General features: G+C 71.4%; 19 protein-coding genes and 1 pseudogene. 13 read left to right on the forward strand and 7 right to left on the reverse strand.

Going from position 1 to position 17,403, the window contains the following annotated elements; all coding sequences use genetic code 11:
- Nucleotides 1-143 precede the first annotated feature (143 nt).
- Together ACQEVS_RS03555 and ACQEVS_RS03560 are read right to left on the reverse strand one after the other, a co-directional pair.
- Nucleotides 144-470, reverse strand: a complete 327-nt coding sequence (locus ACQEVS_RS03555; RefSeq protein WP_433015061.1) for an MFS transporter — start codon at nucleotides 468-470, stop codon at nucleotides 144-146.
- A 231-nt stretch (nucleotides 471-701) separates the two neighbouring features.
- Nucleotides 702-1,979, reverse strand: coding sequence for a multidrug effflux MFS transporter (locus tag ACQEVS_RS03560; RefSeq protein WP_433015064.1), 1,278 nt, complete (start codon nucleotides 1,977-1,979; stop codon nucleotides 702-704).
- A gap of 116 nt (nucleotides 1,980-2,095) precedes the next feature.
- Here ACQEVS_RS03560 and ACQEVS_RS03565 point away from each other — a divergent pair, with 116 nt between their 5' ends.
- A complete protein-coding gene (locus ACQEVS_RS03565) occupies nucleotides 2,096-2,548 on the forward strand; it encodes a MarR family winged helix-turn-helix transcriptional regulator (protein ID WP_433015067.1) in 453 nt (150 codons plus the stop codon).
- Nucleotides 2,549-2,851: 303 nt separating this feature from the next.
- Here ACQEVS_RS03565 and ACQEVS_RS03570 read toward each other — a convergent pair whose 3' ends face one another.
- The 3 genes and pseudogenes from ACQEVS_RS03570 to ACQEVS_RS03580 form a co-directional block, all read right to left on the reverse strand.
- On the reverse strand, nucleotides 2,852-3,835 hold the full coding sequence (locus ACQEVS_RS03570) for an amidohydrolase family protein (protein WP_433015070.1): 984 nt from the start codon (nucleotides 3,833-3,835) through the stop codon (nucleotides 2,852-2,854).
- Nucleotides 3,836-4,082: 247 nt separating this feature from the next.
- Nucleotides 4,083-4,178 (reverse strand): annotated as a pseudogene (locus tag ACQEVS_RS03575) (DUF1427 family protein); the annotation flags it as partial.
- A 25-nt stretch (nucleotides 4,179-4,203) separates the two neighbouring features.
- Nucleotides 4,204-4,764, reverse strand: coding sequence for a quercetin 2,3-dioxygenase (locus ACQEVS_RS03580; RefSeq protein WP_433015073.1), 561 nt, complete (start codon nucleotides 4,762-4,764; stop codon nucleotides 4,204-4,206).
- 424 nt (nucleotides 4,765-5,188) lie between these two features.
- On the opposite strand from ACQEVS_RS03580, the gene ACQEVS_RS03585 reads away from it, so the two are divergent.
- Entirely contained in the window at nucleotides 5,189-5,488 is a 300-nt protein-coding gene (locus ACQEVS_RS03585; protein WP_433015076.1) for a helix-turn-helix domain-containing protein, read from the forward strand.
- Nucleotides 5,485-5,964, forward strand: coding sequence for a MarR family winged helix-turn-helix transcriptional regulator (locus ACQEVS_RS03590; RefSeq protein WP_433015079.1), 480 nt, complete (start codon nucleotides 5,485-5,487; stop codon nucleotides 5,962-5,964). Before ACQEVS_RS03585 ends, ACQEVS_RS03590 begins: the two co-directional genes overlap by 4 nt.
- A gap of 234 nt (nucleotides 5,965-6,198) precedes the next feature.
- On the opposite strand, the gene ACQEVS_RS03595 is transcribed toward ACQEVS_RS03590, so the two are convergent.
- Nucleotides 6,199-6,552, reverse strand: a complete 354-nt coding sequence (locus tag ACQEVS_RS03595) for an ArsR/SmtB family transcription factor (RefSeq protein WP_433015082.1) — start codon at nucleotides 6,550-6,552, stop codon at nucleotides 6,199-6,201.
- A gap of 115 nt (nucleotides 6,553-6,667) precedes the next feature.
- Here ACQEVS_RS03595 and ACQEVS_RS03600 point away from each other — a divergent pair, with 115 nt between their 5' ends.
- Both ACQEVS_RS03600 and ACQEVS_RS03605 read left to right on the forward strand, forming a co-directional pair.
- On the forward strand, nucleotides 6,668-7,777 hold the full coding sequence (locus ACQEVS_RS03600; protein WP_433015085.1) for an alkene reductase: 1,110 nt from the start codon (nucleotides 6,668-6,670) through the stop codon (nucleotides 7,775-7,777).
- Nucleotides 7,778-7,955: 178 nt separating this feature from the next.
- Nucleotides 7,956-8,093, forward strand: a complete 138-nt coding sequence (locus tag ACQEVS_RS03605) for a hypothetical protein (RefSeq protein ID WP_433015088.1) — start codon at nucleotides 7,956-7,958, stop codon at nucleotides 8,091-8,093.
- Nucleotides 8,094-8,411: 318 nt separating this feature from the next.
- Here ACQEVS_RS03605 and ACQEVS_RS03610 read toward each other — a convergent pair whose 3' ends face one another.
- On the reverse strand, nucleotides 8,412-8,906 hold the full coding sequence (locus ACQEVS_RS03610) for a GNAT family N-acetyltransferase (RefSeq protein WP_433015091.1): 495 nt from the start codon (nucleotides 8,904-8,906) through the stop codon (nucleotides 8,412-8,414).
- A gap of 116 nt (nucleotides 8,907-9,022) precedes the next feature.
- Between ACQEVS_RS03610 and ACQEVS_RS03615 the strand changes: the two genes are divergently transcribed.
- From ACQEVS_RS03615 to ACQEVS_RS03650, 8 genes are all read left to right on the forward strand, one after another.
- The gene (locus tag ACQEVS_RS03615) at nucleotides 9,023-9,814 is read left to right on the forward strand and encodes an IS5 family transposase (RefSeq protein ID WP_433015094.1); all 792 of its coding nucleotides are present in this window, start codon (nucleotides 9,023-9,025) and stop codon (nucleotides 9,812-9,814) included.
- 287 nt (nucleotides 9,815-10,101) lie between these two features.
- Entirely contained in the window at nucleotides 10,102-10,650 is a 549-nt protein-coding gene (locus ACQEVS_RS03620; RefSeq protein ID WP_433015097.1) for an EF-hand domain-containing protein, read from the forward strand.
- Nucleotides 10,651-10,756: 106 nt separating this feature from the next.
- Entirely contained in the window at nucleotides 10,757-10,993 is a 237-nt protein-coding gene (locus ACQEVS_RS03625; protein ID WP_433015100.1) for a hypothetical protein, read from the forward strand.
- Entirely contained in the window at nucleotides 10,990-13,641 is a 2,652-nt protein-coding gene (locus ACQEVS_RS03630) for an amino acid adenylation domain-containing protein (RefSeq protein WP_433015103.1), read from the forward strand. Before ACQEVS_RS03625 ends, ACQEVS_RS03630 begins: the two co-directional genes overlap by 4 nt.
- Nucleotides 13,638-14,936 carry a condensation domain-containing protein gene (locus ACQEVS_RS03635; RefSeq protein ID WP_433015106.1) on the forward strand — a complete coding sequence of 433 codons (1,299 nt, stop codon included), beginning with the start codon at nucleotides 13,638-13,640 and terminating at the stop codon, nucleotides 14,934-14,936. The genes ACQEVS_RS03630 and ACQEVS_RS03635 overlap by 4 nt, the downstream gene beginning before the upstream one ends.
- A gap of 16 nt (nucleotides 14,937-14,952) precedes the next feature.
- On the forward strand, nucleotides 14,953-15,375 hold the full coding sequence (locus tag ACQEVS_RS03640; protein WP_433015109.1) for a hypothetical protein: 423 nt from the start codon (nucleotides 14,953-14,955) through the stop codon (nucleotides 15,373-15,375).
- Nucleotides 15,376-15,461: 86 nt separating this feature from the next.
- On the forward strand, nucleotides 15,462-16,208 hold the full coding sequence (locus ACQEVS_RS03645) for a hypothetical protein (protein ID WP_433015112.1): 747 nt from the start codon (nucleotides 15,462-15,464) through the stop codon (nucleotides 16,206-16,208).
- Nucleotides 16,209-16,278: 70 nt separating this feature from the next.
- Nucleotides 16,279-17,376, forward strand: a complete 1,098-nt coding sequence (locus tag ACQEVS_RS03650; protein WP_433015115.1) for a terpene synthase family protein — start codon at nucleotides 16,279-16,281, stop codon at nucleotides 17,374-17,376.
- Nucleotides 17,377-17,403 lie beyond the last annotated feature (27 nt).

Consider the following 17,403-nt stretch of genomic DNA (forward strand, 5'->3'; position numbering starts at 1 on the left):
CGGATATGCCTCAGCCAGCCCACAACTGACGAACGCTTCACACCCGTTCCCGGCCGCCCGAGATTTTCGGCCCTCGTTGCCGTGTGTGACGTGTACGGGGCGAGGCGGCGTCACGGGGAGGTGCCGCCGCCTGGGGAACCGGCTTACCGGGCCCGGTTGTTCGTGTGCTTGCGCTTGCGCTTGGGCTTGGGCTTGGGCTTGGGCAGGAAGAACATCAGGGCCCACATCAGGGCGAGGAGGCCGCTGGCCCACCACAGGACGGTGGTGAAGGCGTCGCGGTGGAGTGCGGCGTCGGGCGAGTCGCCGGTGATGGTGAAGAACACCAGGGCGGTCAGCGCGGTGCCCAGGGCGATGCCCAGGTGCATGACGGTGTTGAACAGGCCCGAGGCGGACCCGGCGTCCTCGTGCGGCACCCCGGCCAGCGACATGTCGGCGAGCGGGCCGCCGGCGCGACGTCCGCCCCCGGACACGTCTGAACGATCAGCACGTGGGGGATCTGCGGACTGCTACTTGGCCTGGGAGATAAGTCGTCACCTCGAAACACAGCGCCGGGCCCCGGAACGGGCACAAGCGGAACCCGAAAAGCGTAAAGGCCGCTCCGGCGGTCATGCAACGCGATACCTCGCACTCCTCGCTGCGGGGCGTCGCCCCACTCCGGGCCCGGCGTCCCGAAGTGGGCGGCGTACCACGCTTCGGCCGCGTCAGTGGGCTTGTGCGGTCACTTCGCCGTGGGCCTGCCGGGGGCGGACCAGGACGAGCAGCGCCAGGACGGCCAGTGCGAGGGAGGCGAGCATGATGGCGGCCATCGGCAGGGAGCTGTCCTCGCCGAAGACGCCGACCAGCGGGGAGGCGATGGCGCCGCAGAGGAATTGCAGGCCGCCGAGGAGGGCGGAGGCGGCTCCCGGGGTGGCCCGGCCCAGGTTCTGGCCGAGGCTCATGGCCGCCGGGAAGATCATGCCAACGCCGCACAGGACGACACAGAGGGTGATCCAGGTCCCGGCGAAGGACTCGCCGATGGCGAGCGTGACGATCACCTGGGCCAGTGCTCCGGCGGCCGCGGTGGTGACGCCGGCGGTGAGCAGCGTGTTCAGCCGGACCCGCCGGGCGAGCCGGGCGAAGACGGTGCCGGCGAGCAGCATGCCGACGGCATTGACGGCGAAGATGAGCGAGTAGGTGCCGGCGGAGACGCCGTGGACGTGCTCGAAGACGAAGCTGGATCCGCTGATGTAGGCGAACAGGGCCGCCGAGGCCGTACCCAGGACGAGGACGTAGCCCATGAAGGGGCGGTTGCCCATCAGGCGCCCCATGGCCCGGAACGTGCCGGAGAGCCCACCGCCGTGGCGACGCTCCGGCGGCAGCGATTCGGGGACCTTGGTGAGCACTCCGAGCAGCAGCAGGACACCGATCACGGTCAGCACCCCGAAGACCGCCCGCCAGGTGGAGACGGCCAGGATCGCCCCGCCGAGGACGGGGGCGGCGACCGGGGCCACGCCGAGGATCTGGGAGAGCACCGCGAAGTAGCGGGGGATGTCCGGCCCGGCGAAGCGGTCGGTGATCACCGCCCGGGCGAGCACCATGCCGACCGCACCCGCCATGCCCTGCAGGAAGCGCGCGGCGACCAACAGGTACACGTTCGGTGCGACCGCGCAGAGCAGGGAGAAGACGACGAACGCGGTGGCGCCGGCCAGCAGCGGCCTGCGTCGTCCCAGGCTGTCGCTGAGGGGGCCCAGGAGGAGCTGGCCGACGACCAGGCCCACCAGGAAGGCGGTCATGGTCAGCTGAATCGCGGAACTGCCGGTGTGCAGGGCGGAACCCATCGTCGGGAAGCCCGGTACGTACATGTCGGTGGCCAGCGGGGCGACCGCCGTCAGCGCGCCGAGCACGACCAGCAGCCCGCCGGTGCGCGCGGAAGGGGTGGTCGGACCGGCGGCGCCGACCGGCTTCCGGTTGTCCGAGGTGGAAGTGGAACTCGATATCATGGATACAACGATAACTAGTGGTTCACCGGTTTACAAAGGTGGTTCCTGTGCTCCCGTCCGAATCCTCCGTCCGCGCCCGGTGGGCCGCTCACGCCCCGGGGCTCGACACGTCACCCATGGAAGTCGTCGGCCTCCTGAAGCGGATCATGGCGCTGCGTGACGGCGTCGTGGAGCCGCTGTACGAAGGGGCGCCGCTGACCGCGCCCGAGGTCGACCTGCTGGTGCCGCTGCGGCACCTGGACGAGCCGGTCATCGCACGCCGCATCGCCGAGCACCGGGGGATGTCCCGGGCGGGCGTCAGCAAGGCCCTGGCGAAGCTGGAGAAGCGCGGCTTCGTCGAGCGCACGTCCCACCCCGCCGACCGGCGCGCCACTCTGGTGAGCATCACGGAAGCGGGCAAGGCCGCGATGGACGCGTTGTTCCCCCGTCAACTGGAGGTCGAGGCCCGGCTGTTGGAGGCACTCGGCGGGCACCGCGAGAAGGTGCTCCAGGCGCTGGAGCGTCTGGCCGAGGCCATGGAGCGCGGCCTTGCCGCCGCCACAGCGGCCGCGGAGCACGGCGGGGCCTGAGAGGTCGACGGGCACGGGCGGTCACGACTGGGACGGGTGGTCATCCGACCGGCTGAGCACCGCCGAAGCGGGGGCCGAGGTCGGCGCGCAGCCCGGTGCGCCGGCCACCGACGTGCACGACGACGATCAGCGGGAGCGGTTCGCCGGCTTCCTCGGGCAGCCATGGGTCCAGAACGAGGGGCAGGCTGCCGTCGGGGCAACGGCTGCTCGCAGCAGCCGGACCCGGCCCGGAGCGCGCGGTGGGCGGCGGGCGGCAGCCTGGCCGGATCGGCCGGGGCCGGCAGATGAATGGGGAAGCCGGGGTCAGCGGCTGAGGCGGGGCAGGATGCGGTGGGCGTTGGCGGTGGTCAGGGCCCGCCAGCCGGTTTCGCCCTCGGGAGCGGGAGCGGGGGCGGTGTCAAGGCTTCTGACGTGTTCCTCCACGCCCGCCGCGGGCGTCCAGACGTGGTCGCTGCCGTACAGCAGGTTCCGGGGGTCGGCGAGGGAGAGCAGGGCGGGCAGCTGGCGCGGCAGGGCGGGTCCGGCGAGGTCGTAGTACAGGCGCCGCAACTGCTCGACGGCGTCCGGGGCCTGGGTGCCGGTGGGCATGAACATCTTCATGAACCCGTTGATGCGATCGGCCAGGACCGGGAGGGCGCCGCCGCAGTGCGGCACGATGATCTTCAGGTTCCGGTGGCGTTCCAGGGAACCGGCCATCAGCAGGTCGGTGACCGTGCGGGCGGTGTCGAAGACGAACTCGATCATCGGCCGGGGGCGGCCGAGGGCGGACTGTTCCCAGCAGACGGGCGAGGTGGGGTGGAGGAAGACGATGGCGCCGCGCCGGTCGAGTTCGGCGAAGACCGGCTCCAGCCGCGGGTTGCCGAGGTAGGTGCCGTGGGTGTTGGTCTCCAGGACCACGCCGTCGGCGCCGAGGGTGTCGAAGGCGTACGCGATCTCTTCGAGAGCGCCGTCGGCGTCCGGAAGGGGAAGGGAGGCGAAGAGACCGAAGCGGCCGGGATGGTCGCGGACGGCCTCGGCGCCGGCCTCGTTGACCTCCCGGGCCAGCCGGCGGGCGGCCGCATCGTCACCGAAGTGCACGCCGGGTGACGAGATCGACAGCATCGCAATGTCGATGCCGCAGCGGTCCATCAGCGCGAGGTGCTCCCGGGCCGACCAGGACGGCCAGGCGGGAACGCCGTCGGGCATGGCGTGACCTGCGGCCTTGGCCTGGCGCACGTAAGAGTCGGTGACGAAGTGGGCGTGGACGTCGACGAGACCGGGCTCGTCGGTGAACTCCATGGGCGTCATGGGCTGTCTCCTCTTGATCCGGAACGGGAAGTGAGGGGGGAGGGGGGAGGTAGTGGCGGAGGGCGGTCGCGGCGCGCTCCCCTGGGACGATGCCGGCGAGACCGGCCAGACCGACCAGCGGCGGGACGGGAAGCGACACCCAGGACTTACATAAGCGGTCCGGCCGTGAACGCGACGCCGGCCCGCCCGGCGCCGGCACGGCACGGTGCGCACCTGGGGGCCTCCAGCGCGGTCTGGCCCCGAGCAGCACGCCCAGCAGGCCGCACAGGGCGACCGGCGGTGGTGCGGGGAACCTCACCCGCACCACCGCATACACCAGAACCCCTGCGAACAGGGCTTTCACTTAGGCAAGGGGGCCTGGCCCCGTTTCAGCTTCCGGTGCGCCACTGATGGTCGGGCATGAAGCGCACGTCGTACTCCTGCGGCACCGTGGCGAACTTCTCCCGGCCCGGCACGACGGGCGCCTGGGGCAGGGTGAGGTCGTCGGTGGGGGCGCCGAAGTTCTCGAAGAACCGCTCGAAGGTCCCGCCCGGCCCGGCCGCGACGCCGACGACGCGGCTGTGGTGACGCTCGATGCGGTAGGCGTGCGGGCAGTTCTTGGGGACGAAGCCGAAGTCACCCGGCGTGAGCAGCTTCTCGTACTGGTTGCCCTTGAGGTCCTCGACGAACAGCCGCACGGCTCCGTCGGTGATGTAGAAGACCTCATGGGTGTCGGGGTGGGTGTGGGCCGGGATGATGTCGCCCTTGGGGCCCTCGACGGTGAAAAAGTTGAACGTGTTCTCCGTCTGCTCACCGCCCGCGTAGATGGTGACCAGGTCACCGAAGAGGTGGGCGCGGTCGCCCATGCCCTTCTCGATGAAGTAGGGGACGCCCGGCTCGGCGGGGATGTGCGAGCGGGTGCGGTAGCGAGTCGCGAACTCGGCGGTCATGGCTGTTTCTCCTTCACGAGGGTAATGTCAGGGTACCTGACACAAGGGCTTGGGGCAGTCTCCGGTCGCGTGAGATGCCCCATGGCCTCCACGATCCCGGGGCAGCGGGGGGACGGCGAGGGCCCCCGGCGCCCTGCGGATGCCTTCGACGGCCGGCTTGACGCTGCCGGGACAGGCGGCGCCCGCCGGGCGGCGTGCCGGTTCGCTGGTGCGTCGGCAGTACAGGCACTGCTCGCACTGCGAGACGCCTTACGCCCCGGGGCGGGAGAGGCGGACAACTGCGCGATCATGGGGTGGGCGCAGCGGGGACACATCGCCTGCTCGGGCATACGGCTTCTTCTTGCGTGCGCCCTGGACGCGCCCACAGCCGGCAGCCGGGAGTGAGGTCGAAGGTGCTGAAGTCGACGGAACAGTGCAGGGCCCGGTGGCGACGGTCAGCAGTTCGCGGACCCGGGCAGCCACCGGCTGCGGAGCCAAACGCTTCGTCGACGACCGTGCCCTGCTGGAGGCCGAACACCTCCTCGCCCACACGAACCCGCCCCCCGCCGTCATCGGCGAACGCGTCGGCTTCCACCACGCCACCGCCTTCAACGCTTTCTTCCGCAGCCGCACCGGCACCACGCCCACCGCCTTCCGGGCCCGGGGCGCCGGCATCACCCTCGCCACCCGGCACCTCGGCGGCTCTCAGCCGGCAGCCGGCGACTCCCCCAAGGATTCCTCATGAGTTCCGACCGCAACCTCCCCCAGCTCCTCGCCGACGCCAGGAACTGGTTCGACACCGCGCTCGCCGACGCCATGGCGGACGCGGGAGAGCGGCCCATCACCCTCGGCCAGCAAAACGTCTTCGCTCACCTGCCGCCCGACGGCGCCACCGTCTCGGACCTGGCCCGCTGGATGAACGTCGCACGTCAAAGCGCCCACCAGGCCGTCCACGCCCTCATCGGCATGGGCCTGCTCGAACAAACCCCCGACCCCGCGTCCGCCCGCCGCCGCATCATCGTCATGACCGCCGAAGGCCGACGCGTGCACCACCTCGCCCGCACCCTGATCGCCCGACTCGAGGACGAACTCGGCAGACGCCTCGGCCCGCCCTCCCTCACCACCCTGCGCCAGACCCTCGAACGCCCCTGGGGCCCGGCCGCCCTCGAAGCCGGCGTGGCGATGCCGGAGACAAAGGACGGCACCCCGACCCAGCCCTGAGACGGCCCCGACTACTCACACCGGGGTCCGCCGCGGGGCCGACCCCGCCCTTCCGCTTCCGTCGGCCGCCCTCCGGTGAGACGTGGCGGCCAGGCAGCGGCATCGGCCGGGGCTGCAGGCAAGCGCGGTCGGGAGCTGCCGTCCATGTCGACGGCCACGGCGAGCACTGGGGTGCGCCTGCCGTCGGCGGACCGCAAGCAGCCCCGCGACCAGACGCGCCCCCTTGCGGAGGGCTCAGGCGTTGCCGGCGCCCGGGACGGGGAGGTCGCGGTCGGCGGCTTCCTTGACGACCAGGTCGAGCAGGCCGGGGAAGCGGCGGTCGAGTTCTTCCTTGCGCAGGGTGTTCATGCGGCGGGTGCCGATGTCGTGCTGCCTGATCAGGCCGGCCTCGCGCAGGATGCGCAGGTGGCGGGTGAGGGACGATTTGTGGATTTCCTGGTAGAAGCCACTGCAGGCCAGACCCGGGCTGGAGGAGAGGGTCACCACGACGCCGAGCCGGACGGGGTCGGCCAGCGCGCTCATGATCTTGAACAGATCGAGGTCTTCCTCGTCGGGGTGGACGAGCGGGGAGGAGGTGCGGCTGGCCATGGCGCCAGGATACCGCCCCACCCCCTCGCATGTTCGCAAAGCTGCGTACATGCGTTACGGTGGCACAGCGGGAACGCTCATATCCCGCTACACCCCCTTTTCGCAGTAGGTAGCAATGTCTGTCACGTCTTCTCCGGTTTCCACCGGTTCCTCCATATTCGCGCCGGTCACCCTCGGGGACATCGAGCTCGCCAACCGCGTCGTCATGGCGCCCCTGACCCGCTCCCGCTCCGGCACCTCCGGCATCCCCGGCGAGCTGCTGGCGGAGTACTACCGGCAGCGCGCGAGCGCCGGGCTGATCATCACCGAGGGCACCTACCCCAGCCACGAGTCCCAGGCGTTCGTCGGACAGCCGGGCGTGGTCACCGACGAGCAGGTGGCCGGCTGGCGGCGGGTCGCCGAGGCCGTGCACGCCCGCGGCGGCCGCATCGTCATGCAGATCATGCACGGCGGCCGCGCCGGCCACCCCGACCTCAACGGGGGCCGCCGGGTGCTGGCACCCAGCGCGATCGCCATCGACGCCGAGGCCCACACGTACAAGGGCAAGCAGCCCTACCCCCTCCCGCAGGCCATGACCGAAGAAGAGGCGCGCGGGGCCCTGGAGGACTTCGTCACCGCGGCCCGCCGGGCGATCGAGGCCGGCATGGACGGCGTGGAGATCCACGGCGCCAACGGCTACCTCCTCCACGAGTTCCTCTCCCCGGCCTCCAACCGGCGCACCGACCACTACGGCGGCTCGCCCGAGAACCGGGCACGGTTCGTCGCCGAGGTCGTCACAGCGGTCGCCGAGGCCGTGGGCCCCGGGCGGGTCGGACTGCGCATCTCCCCCGAGCACAACATCCAGGACGCCTACGAAAACGACCGCGACGACGTCCTGGCCACCTACGGCGCCCTCCTCGACCGGCTCCGCCCGCTGGGCCTGGCCTACCTGTCCGTCCTGCACAAGGAACCCGCCGGCGAACTGGTCCAGGAACTGCGCCGGCGCTTCGGCGGCAAGCTGATCGCCAATAACGGCTTCGGCACCATCACCACCCGCGCGGAAGCGGTCCGGCTGATCGAAGCCTCGCACGCCGACGCCGTGGCCGTGGGCCGCCCGCTCATCGCCAACCCCGACCTGGTCGAACGCTGGCAGGGCCGGCACCCGGAGAACGCACCGCGCCCGGCCCTGTTCTACACACCCGGCCCCGAGGGCTACACCGACTACCCCTTCCTCCGGAACGCCTGAACCACACCCCGCGCCTGTCCGGACGGCCGACCCACCCGGCCCGTGGACAGGCGCACCACCAACGGGCCGGCGCCGGCACGGGCCGACGAGGCGCGCCCGGTCCTTCAGGATCTTCCGAGTGGCCCGACAGCGTCGTCCCCCTGCGAGTTCCCGGCGCTTCCCGGCGACCTCTTGCTTCATGAGGTCGCCGGTGCGGGTGCTGTGCCAGATGGTGCCCGGAGGGAGCCGCGGGTTCGGCCGGCTCGTGTGGCGGGAGGCCGGGACCGAGCGCACCGACGACCACGTCACTCTCACCCTGGCGCTGTGCGCGGCATGACGGTGGTGCTGCCCGAAAGGCGGCCGGCCGTCAACGTCTTCTGCGACAGCGGCGTGCGCCACTCGCCTGGTCGCCCTCTTCATCATGTGCCCGGCGGTGCCCGGCCCCGTCGCGATCAGGCGGGCGGGCACCGCCGGAGTCATCATCCGAATGGAACGCGCGGTCCCGCCCTGCGAGTTCACCCGCACGCGCGGCTACAAGAAGATGGCTCAGACCGTTTTCCTGGCCGAGGAGCAACCTGCCTCGGAAGCCTGCAAGCTCGACTGGCGAAACAGGTTCCCAACCCCTGCCGCCCCGGCTTGGCCGGGGTGGCAGGGGTCAGTCGGCGTCAAGCCGCTTCACCCACAGGCGCTCTTGCCGCCCCTCGGGCATCCGGTCACCGGACGGCCCGGTTTCTTCGAAACCATGGCGCCGGTACAGCGCGACCGCGTGCCCGTTGCCGGGAGCGACCGTGAGCCGCACGGTCGCCGCGTCTCTCCGTACCGCCCACCGCACGACGGCCTCGACGAGGTGGTCCCCCACACCCTGCCCCCGGGCCTCCTCTCTGACCCACAGGGAAATCAGTTCAACAGCGCCGTCCCCCGCCTCCAGGACACCGCTGACCATCCCCACCGGCCTTCCGCCGAGCTTGGCCGGCACATGGTACGAATCAGGGATACTCAGCCGAGCGCGCCACCGCACCTCGCGGTCGCCGTCACCCTGCCAGTCCACGAGCGCCGTCGCGAAGGCGTACGGCGCGTCGGCCAGTGCGGCCGGCCGGAGCTCACGCCAACCGTCCCAGACGTCCGGTGTCGACATCTGCGACTCGATCACCGAGTGGAACAGGATCCGTACCCGCGGGCTGCGGCTGCAATTGCGGGACATCGACGCCCTGAACCACCGCGAGTTCGAGTTAGCCGTCCCGGCGCATCAGCGGACCGCCGTGGCTGATGTCGGATGACCTGTGGGAACGGGTTGCGCCGTTGTTGCCGACACGTCGACGTCGACCGAGCCATCCTGGGCGCCCCCCGCTCGACGATCGCAGGTGCGTGCAGGGGATCCTGTTCGTGCTGCACACCGGGATCCAGTGGGAATGGCTCCCCCAGGAGCTGGGCTTCGGCTCGGGAATGACCTGCTGGCGCCGGCTGCGGGACTGGAACGAAGCCGGGGTCTGGGACGGGCTCCACCAGTTGCTGCTGACCGAGCTGCACCGGGCCGGGAAGCTGGACTGGTCGAGGGCAGTGATCGACGGCTCGCACCGCAGGGCCCTTGCGAGGCGGCCCAAAACCGGGCCGAGCCCGGTCGACCGTGCCCGGCCGGGCTCCAAGCACCACGTAATCACCGACGCGCACGGCACCCCATTGGCCATCACCCTTACCGGGGGCAACCGGCATGACGTCACCCAGCTGATACCCCTGCTCGACGCGGTCCCGCGTATCAGGGGACGTACCGGGCGGCCCCGTCACCGGCCCCGGCAGCTGTTCGCCGACCAGGGCTACGACTTCGACAAGTACCGCAGACTGCTGTGGAAGCGGGGCATCAAGCCGGTTATCGCACGCCGTGGAGTCCCCCACGGCTCCGGACCGGGCGTCGTCCGCTGGGTTGTCGAGCGCACAAATGCCTGGATCCACGGCTTCCGCCGCCTTCGCATCCGCTGGGAGATCCGTGACGACATCCACGAGGCCTTCCTCAAACTCGCCTGCTGCGTGGTCGCCTTCAGACGCGTTCAGGCATTCTGTTAACTCCCCTTAGACAGGAGAGGCGGCTGTGACTGCTGCGAGGAGCAACGCGGCGAGTTGTGCCAGCCACTCGATTGAGCTCCACCGACAGCAGCTCCGTCTACAAGGACGCGCATTTTACCCGATGGCACGCCAGGTCCGGGTCGCCCCCTGCCAATTCATCGCATCTCGACCCGCTTGGCCTAACGAAGGCGTCCCTCTTTTGGAGTAACGCCCGCGGGCTCGTCATTAGGACGGTGCCAGGCGGCGCAGATATGGAGTCGTCCGGCAACACGCGAAGGAGTGCCGACATGACCACAGCACCAATCGAGCGGAAGTATGATCTGATTTTTGACCGCCTCGACGCGGACGGAAACGGTGTCCTGGAATACGCCGATTGCGAGCGCATGGGCCAGGACGTGATCCGTGCGGGGTACGTCACCGAGGGCTCCGCCCAGGCCGACGCACTCTTCACCGCCTATCGGGAGGCTTGGGGCCGGCTCACGGCGGCGGCCGACGCCGACGGAGACGGGGTCATCACGCGCGAGGAGTTCAAGGCGGCCATGTCCCGGACGCTGGGCCGGCGGGAGCAGGTCGTAGAGGGCTGCCGGGCGGTACTGGACACGGAGTTCTCCTCCATTGACGGGGACGACGACGGTTTCGTCCCGGTGGCCGACTTCCAGCGCTACCTGGAGGCCCTGGGGTCCACCGCCGAGGAAGCCCGGGCGACATGCGACAGCCTGGACACCAACGGCGACGGCCGGATCTCCCGGGCCGAGTTCCATGAAGGCTGGGCGCAGTATCTGCTCAGCGACGACCTGACCGAGCCGGGAAGTAACTTCCTCGGCAGCCCGGCCTGACCGCTTGGCCGGCCTCTCCGCTCATCCGCACCCGTCGAGGGGGCGGTGCCGGGGACCGGTGGGTGTTCGCATTCCGTCCGCACCGAGAGCGCCCACCGGTAACTGCATGGACCGGGTCCGCTGTCGGGGGTTTCAGGTGCCCCGGCACGCGCTGCGGGAACAGCTCTTCCGGGATCACCCGGCAACGAGCCATCGCAAGAAGGAAAAGACTGCGGCAGCGTGGATCGAAAAGTCTGCGGCCTGGTTCCACCGCACAGATCGGCTGCCTGAATTTCGCATGCCCAAATTGATCTCCACCACTTTTGGTGATGCGCGGGTTTCTGTTTCCCGGGAGGAAATGTGACGGACATTGCCGATGTGCGCCAAGGCGACACGGTACGCGCGGGCGCCACGGCCGGTGCCACATTGTGGGATCTCCTGTGCGCCCGGGCGGCCCAGCGGCCGGCGGCGACGGCGGTGTCCGACTCCGCGGAGAGCCTGGACTACGGGCAGTTGGCCGACGAAGCCCGCCGGTGGGCCCGGTATCTGCGCACGTGCGGTGTCGGGCCGGGCGATCCGGTGGTGTGCGCGGCACCGCGAGGGGTGAGGGCGGTGGTGGCGCAGTCGGCGGTGTTCGCGGTGGGAGCGGTGTACGTGCCCGTATCCGCCGATGATCCACCGGGCAGGCTCCGGGACCTGATCGGCGGGGTGGGGGCGCGGTGGGTGCTCGGGCTGTCCGGGCAGCGTCTGCCCGACGGCATCGGCAGGATCGACCTGGACGACCGGGAGGTCCGGCGGAGCGTCGACGCTTGTCCGGACGGCCCGGAGGTGACCGGTCCCGCGCCGGAGGCGGTGGCCTACATCATTCACACCTCCGGCACGTCGGGCCGGCCCAAGCCGGTCGCGGTCGGCCACCGTGCGATCGCGCACACCATGCGGGCCTACGCGGACGTGTTCCCCGAACCGGTGCGGTGCATGGCGGCCGTGTCGCCGATGACGACGGACGCGTCCCTGCCGGGAATCTGGTGGACGCTGCTGTCGGGCGGGCAGGTGCTGCTGACCTCCCCCGACCCGCGGCGTGCCCTCCAGGAACTCGCCGGGCACCTGTCGCGGGGACCGGTCAGCCACACCGTACTCACTCCTTCCTTGTACGGCGCGTTGCTGCCGTCCCTGGAGGGACCCTCACCGGATCTGCGGCAGATCCTGGTCGCGGGAGAACCCTGCCCCAGCGAGCTGGCCGCCGAGCACCACCGAAGGATGCCGGGTGTGCGGCTCGTCAACGCCTACGGGCCCACCGAGGCGGCCGTGTGGTGCACCGCGGCCGTACTGCGCCCCGGGGACCCGGTCACGGTCGGCACGGCACTGCCGGGCACGCCGGTGCTCGTCGTCGGTGCGGACGGCCGGCCCGTCCCGGACGGCGAGAAGGGCGAGGTGTGCGTGACCGGTGCCGGTCTGGCGGAGGGGTATCACGGGGACACCGAGCTGACCGCGGCCCGGTTCGTCGCGCACCCGCTGGACCCGCGGCAGCGTATGTACCGCACCGGTGACCTGGGCCGCTTCGACGAGCACGGCAGGCTGGAGCTGCTGGGCCGCACCGACGCCCAGGTGAAGGTGCGCGGATTCCGGGTCGAGCCGGACGGCGTCGCTCGTGTGCTGCGGCAGGTGCGGGGGGTCCGCGATGTCGCGGTGAGCGCTCATCAGGGCCGTCTGATCGCCCACGTGGTCCCGCGGTGGGACGAGCGCAGCGCTGCCCGGGAGTTGCGCGACGAGTGGGACCGGCTCTTCGGCACCCTGGACTTCCGTGCCGAGCGCAGCGGCTGGACCAGCAGCTACACCGGCAAGCCGCTGCCGGACGCGGAGATGGACGAATGGATCGGGGCCACGGTACGTCTGGCCACCGAGCAGGGCCTGCCCGACGCCGCGCTGGACCTGGGCTGCGGTACCGGCATGATCATCACGCGGCTTGCCGGGACCGCGTCGCGCGCCGTGGGCGTGGACACCTCCGCCGAGTCACTGGACGCACTGCGCGACCGACTGGCCGGCAGCGGGCTGCGCCACGTCGAACTCCGGCAGGGGGACGTGACGGTCGCCGCCGAGTACACCGGTATGGATCTCGTCCTGTGCAACTCCGTCGTGCCCTACCTGCACAGCGGTGATCACCTGGCGCGAACCGTCTCGGCGGCGCTGGCCGCGTGCGCGCCCGGCGGCCGGGCCGTCTTCGGTGACGTGAAGGACCGCACTCTCCAGGACGCCTTCCACGCATCCGTGGTGCTCTCGGCCGCCGCCGACGACGTGAGCGCCGACGTTCTGCGCGTACAGTGGCGCCGCCGCGTCGCCCTCGACCCCCACCTGCTGGTCGATCCCCGCTGGTTCACCCGCTGCGGGGCGGCCCACGCCGAGGTCAGGCCGCGACGGGGCCGCGCCCGCAACGAGATGAACGACTTCCGCTTCGACGCCGTCCTCACCGCCGGCCGGCCCACCGCACCCGTCGAGGTGGACGAGTGGCAGCCCTGGCCCGGCTCCATGGACGCGCTGCGCGACGTGCTGGCGGCCGCAGCAGGCCCGGTGGGCCTGCTGCGCGTACCCGATCGCCGCACCGCCGGTGCCTGTGCGGTACGGGACGCCCTCGCCTCCGCCGAGCACGACGCGCTCACCGCCGCCGACCTGCGCCGGCTGTCCGCGCGGGCGGAGGTCGGCGCCGTCCATCCCGGCGACCTGGAAGATCTGGCCGCCGCGCTGGGACGGCCGGTACGCCTGTCCCGTGCGGCCGGCCACCGCGACGGCGCCTACGACGTGATGTTCCTCCCCGCAAGCCCCGCGCCCTCGGACCCCGGCGGCGATGCGCCCGCCGCCATCCGCTGGCCCCGGCCCCCGGTGAGGGCGACCTCCTCTCCGCCCCCCTGCACCGCCACGTCCTCGCCCAGGCGTCCGACAGCCTTCTCGCCGCATTGCGCCGTCATGCGGAAGCGCACCTTCCGGAGCCCGAACGACCCCACCGGTACCTGTTTTTGACCGCCCTGCCGACGGGCGCCAACGGAAAGCTCGACCGGGCGGCCCTCCCCGTGCCCTCCACCCGGCGCCCGGGTCTGGCCACCCCCTACCGGGCGCCGGTACTGCCCGTGGAGCAGACCGTCGCCGCGGTCTTGGCGTCCGTCCTGGAACTCGACCAGGTGGGCCTGGACGACGACTTCGTGGAGCTGGGCGGGGACTCGCTGACAGCGGTACGGGCCGCCGCGCGGATCGGTGACGCGCTCGGCCTCCGGCTACCTGCCCGTACCGTCCTCGACCACTCCACCCCGGCCCGCCTGGCCTCCCACCTCGCTGCCGCCACGTCCATCCCGTCGGCGCTGTCCGGTTCCAGGGCCGCGGCGCGGGACGGCCTCCTGGACCCCGGCCCCGACGGGGTACGGCTGGACGCGGGCCCCACCCACCGGTTCCTGCGGGTCAACGACGACCGTGCGGGCGGGCACCTGCCCAGCCACGGACCGCGTTTCGCCCTGGAATGCCACTACCGCATCCGCGGACCTCTCGACACCCACGCGCTGTCGGCGGCCGTCGACCACCTGGTACGCCATCAGCCCGCACTGCGCACCGAAGTGCACCTGAACGGCGACCCCGGCCAAGTCCACCAGCTCGTCCGGCCGGCCCGCGGCGGTGTACTGCGCCACGTCATCGACCCGGCCTCTCCTGCCGGTCCCGTGGAACGCCTGGCCGCTCTGCACGCCGCCGACCCCCTCGACCCGGCCGCCGGCCATGTCTTCACCGCCACCCTCGTCGCCGCGGGACCGCACGACCACCTGCTCGGCCTGCGCCTGCACCACCTGACCTCCGACGGCTGCTCCCTCAACATCGTCGAACAGCAGTTGTCCGCCCTGTACGACGACGTCCGCGCGGGGCGCGTTCCACGGCTGCCGGACATCGACTACCGTGCGCTCAACGCACCGGAACAGCCTCGTTCCGAGGACCTTTCCTTCTGGGCGGAGCGGCTCACCGGCGCTCGCCCCACCTTGCTCGTCCCGCCGGCCCGTCCGGCCGCGAGCACCGTTCCGCACGACTCGCTGCTGCGCACCCGCCGTGTCCCGCCCGCCGTCACCGCGGCCTTCCGCGCCCTGGCCCGCACCGAGCGTCTCACCCCGGCCAGCGCCCTGTACGCGGTCTTCACCGCTGTCGTGGCCGCCGACACCGCACAGGACGAGACCCTGCTGCTCGCCGTCAGCGCGGCCCGGCCGGAGGGCACCGCCCACACCGCCGGCCTGTACGCCCAGGCCGTCCCCGTACGTCACCGTCCCCCGGGGCACCGGACCTGACGGCCCGCCAGGCCCTGTGCGCCGCCGACCACGACCTGCGGGAGGCCCTGCGTCACGACAGCGCCTCCCTGCTCACCCTCGCGGCGGCGCACCCCCGCATCGGCGAGCTGTTCGCCGCCTCGCAGTTCGTCTTCTACGACTTCCTGCCCCCGTCCAGGGTCTGCGTCTGTCCGGCTGTGCCATCGAGCGCACCGACCAGCTCGACGCCGCTTTCACCGGACAGCTCTTCCAACTTCCCTGCGACCTCGGTCTGCTGGCCCGGGAGAACGGCGACGCCCTCGACCTGGCCGTCATCTTCGACCCGGCCTACGCCCCGCCCGCCTACGCCGAGAACCTGCTGCGGCGGGTGGACGACGCCCTCACGGCCCTGGCCGGGTCGGGTGATCTGCCCTGGAAGGGCCTCGTACCCCCCGATCCCTCCGTGGCCGGTCCGCGCTGACCCGGGCCCGCCCCGCCCTGCCCCTCTTCACCCGCCTGCCGTGCCCCCGTCCGGGCACGGCCCGCGACCAGTGGAAAGGCACACCCATGCTCACCTCTGACGACGAACGCCGCGAGGCGCGAACGGCCGGCTGGATCGGCATCGCCATGGTGGCGCTCTTCCTCGTCCCCCTCCCCTTCGTCCGCAACCCGCTGAGCCGCCCCTTCCCCTACTGGAGCGACTCCTCGGATGCCATCGGCACCTGGTTCGCCGAGAACCCCTCCATTTCCGGCTACACGATCGACATCGCCTTCGGCCTGCTCTTCATCTGGTTCGCCGCCGGACTCAAACGGTGGCTCACCGGCCCCGGCCGCGCACCACTGGAGAGCGAACTCCTCGTCCCCTCGGCTCTGTCCGTCGGCGTCTGCTGGATGATGTCCAACGCCGCCTACCTCCTGGGGCCCGTCGCCGCGGAGCGCCCGGAAGCCGTCAAAAGCGCCTACCTGCACCTCAGTTACGACCTGTGCGTCACCTTCGGCTACGCCGGGTCCCTGCCCCTGGCCCTGTTCTCCTACGCCGCGGGCAGCCTGATCCTGAAGAACTCCACGCTGCCCCGCTGGACCGGCCGGACTTCCCAGGTCCTGGCCGTCGCGCACTTCGCGTACTTCTTCAACGTCCTGACCACCGACGACACCCCGTTCACCCCGTGGGGCTGGGGCAGCTTCGGATCGTACGTCGGATTCGCCCTGTGGGCGCTGGCCCTGTGCGTGATGATGATCCGCCGCCCGCGCCCCACACGGCCCGGTACGCACGTCCCCGGCCCCGACTCCATGCAGCAGGCCACCACGGGCTGAACGAACCGAACGGGGCGGGCGCGTTCGGGCCCGCCCCGCCGCATGACCCGCCCGACCTCAAGGAGTGCCGATGAAGACCACCATCCACACCTCCCTTCCGGTCCTGCCCCTGTACTGCCCTTTCCCCGTACGCCGTTCCCCGCACGCCGAGGCCGTGGGCGCCGAGAGCCTCCTGTGGATGCGGCGGTTCGACCTCTTCAAGGACGACACCCACCGGGAGTACACCCGCCGGGCCCGCGTCGGGGACTTCGTCGGCTTCGGCATCCCGGACGGCTGCGCCGACACCCTCCAGGCCGCCACCAACTACTGCAACTGGCTCTTCGCCTTCGACGACGCCCTGTGCGACGAGAAACTCGGCGGGACCACGCCCGACTCCCTCGCTCCCTACCTCGCCCGCATGAGCCGCATGCTCCACACCCCCGAGGCCCCGCTGATGCGCGAGGACAAGTGGGCGGCGTCCCTGCTGGACATCCGGAACCACCTCGCCCGGCAGGGCACCCCCGCCCAGGTGTACCGGTGGGTCGACCAGGTCGACGCCTACTTCTCCGGCCTGGTCTGGGAAGCCGCCATCCGGCAGGAGCCCCGGTCCGCGAGCCTGGACGACTACCTCATGATGTGGCAGAGCAGCAGCGCCGCCCTGTCCGCTCTGGCCTTCATCGAGATCGCCCAGAACTACGTCCTGACAGCCGAGGAATACCACGACCCGCGCGTCCACGCCTTGCACGACCTGAGCGTCGCCCTCATCGCCTGGCACAACGACATCACCTCTTACAACAAGGAAGCCTTCCGCGAGCAGTACTTCGGCTTCCCCGAGGCGATGAACCTGGTGCCCGTCCTCGCCCGGCACCACGCCTGCACCCCGCAGCAGGCACTGCTCACCGCCGCGTCGATGCACGACCGGGCCATGCGCCGCATGCAGCAACTGGCCGAGCGCACCATCGCCGACAGCGCCCCCCACCTCGCCCGGTACGTACGCGCCCTGACGACCTGGGTGGCGGGAAGCCTGCACTGGCATCTCACCAGCGGCCGGTACAACGACCCCAACGACCCCGGCCAGACCATCGCCCCCCGGGTCGACATGCCGGCCGTCGTCACCCGGCCTTCCGGCACCGCCCGCCTCGACGAGCCCCTCACCACCCCCGTGGCCGCCTGGTGGTGGAACACCTGAAGCACCCCGGACCGCGCGCGCCTCTCA

The organism is Streptomyces sp. CA-181903, from assembly GCF_050937075.1.
Classification (GTDB): Bacteria; Actinomycetota; Actinomycetes; order Streptomycetales; family Streptomycetaceae; genus Streptomyces.

What these genes read in the sequence shown, in the direction of transcription:
- ACQEVS_RS03560 (WP_433015064.1), bottom strand. Translation starts at nt 1,979, where the DNA reads ATGATATCGAGTTCCACTTCCACCTCGGACAACCGGAAGCCGGTCGGC.
- ACQEVS_RS03565 (WP_433015067.1), top strand. Translation starts at nt 2,096, where the DNA reads ATGGAAGTCGTCGGCCTCCTGAAGCGGATCATGGCGCTGCGTGACGGC.
- ACQEVS_RS03570 (WP_433015070.1), bottom strand. Translation starts at nt 3,835, where the DNA reads ATGACGCCCATGGAGTTCACCGACGAGCCCGGTCTCGTCGACGTCCAC.
- ACQEVS_RS03580 (WP_433015073.1), bottom strand. Translation starts at nt 4,764, where the DNA reads ATGACCGCCGAGTTCGCGACTCGCTACCGCACCCGCTCGCACATCCCC.
- ACQEVS_RS03590 (WP_433015079.1), top strand. Translation starts at nt 5,485, where the DNA reads ATGAGTTCCGACCGCAACCTCCCCCAGCTCCTCGCCGACGCCAGGAAC.
- ACQEVS_RS03595 (WP_433015082.1), bottom strand. Translation starts at nt 6,552, where the DNA reads ATGGCCAGCCGCACCTCCTCCCCGCTCGTCCACCCCGACGAGGAAGAC.
- ACQEVS_RS03600 (WP_433015085.1), top strand. Translation starts at nt 6,668, where the DNA reads ATGTCTGTCACGTCTTCTCCGGTTTCCACCGGTTCCTCCATATTCGCG.
- ACQEVS_RS03605 (WP_433015088.1), top strand. Translation starts at nt 7,956, where the DNA reads ATGAGGTCGCCGGTGCGGGTGCTGTGCCAGATGGTGCCCGGAGGGAGC.
- ACQEVS_RS03615 (WP_433015094.1), top strand. Translation starts at nt 9,023, where the DNA reads ATGTCGGATGACCTGTGGGAACGGGTTGCGCCGTTGTTGCCGACACGT.
- ACQEVS_RS03620 (WP_433015097.1), top strand. Translation starts at nt 10,102, where the DNA reads ATGACCACAGCACCAATCGAGCGGAAGTATGATCTGATTTTTGACCGC.
- ACQEVS_RS03625 (WP_433015100.1), top strand. Translation starts at nt 10,757, where the DNA reads ATGGACCGGGTCCGCTGTCGGGGGTTTCAGGTGCCCCGGCACGCGCTG.
- ACQEVS_RS03645 (WP_433015112.1), top strand. Translation starts at nt 15,462, where the DNA reads ATGCTCACCTCTGACGACGAACGCCGCGAGGCGCGAACGGCCGGCTGG.
- ACQEVS_RS03650 (WP_433015115.1), top strand. Translation starts at nt 16,279, where the DNA reads ATGAAGACCACCATCCACACCTCCCTTCCGGTCCTGCCCCTGTACTGC.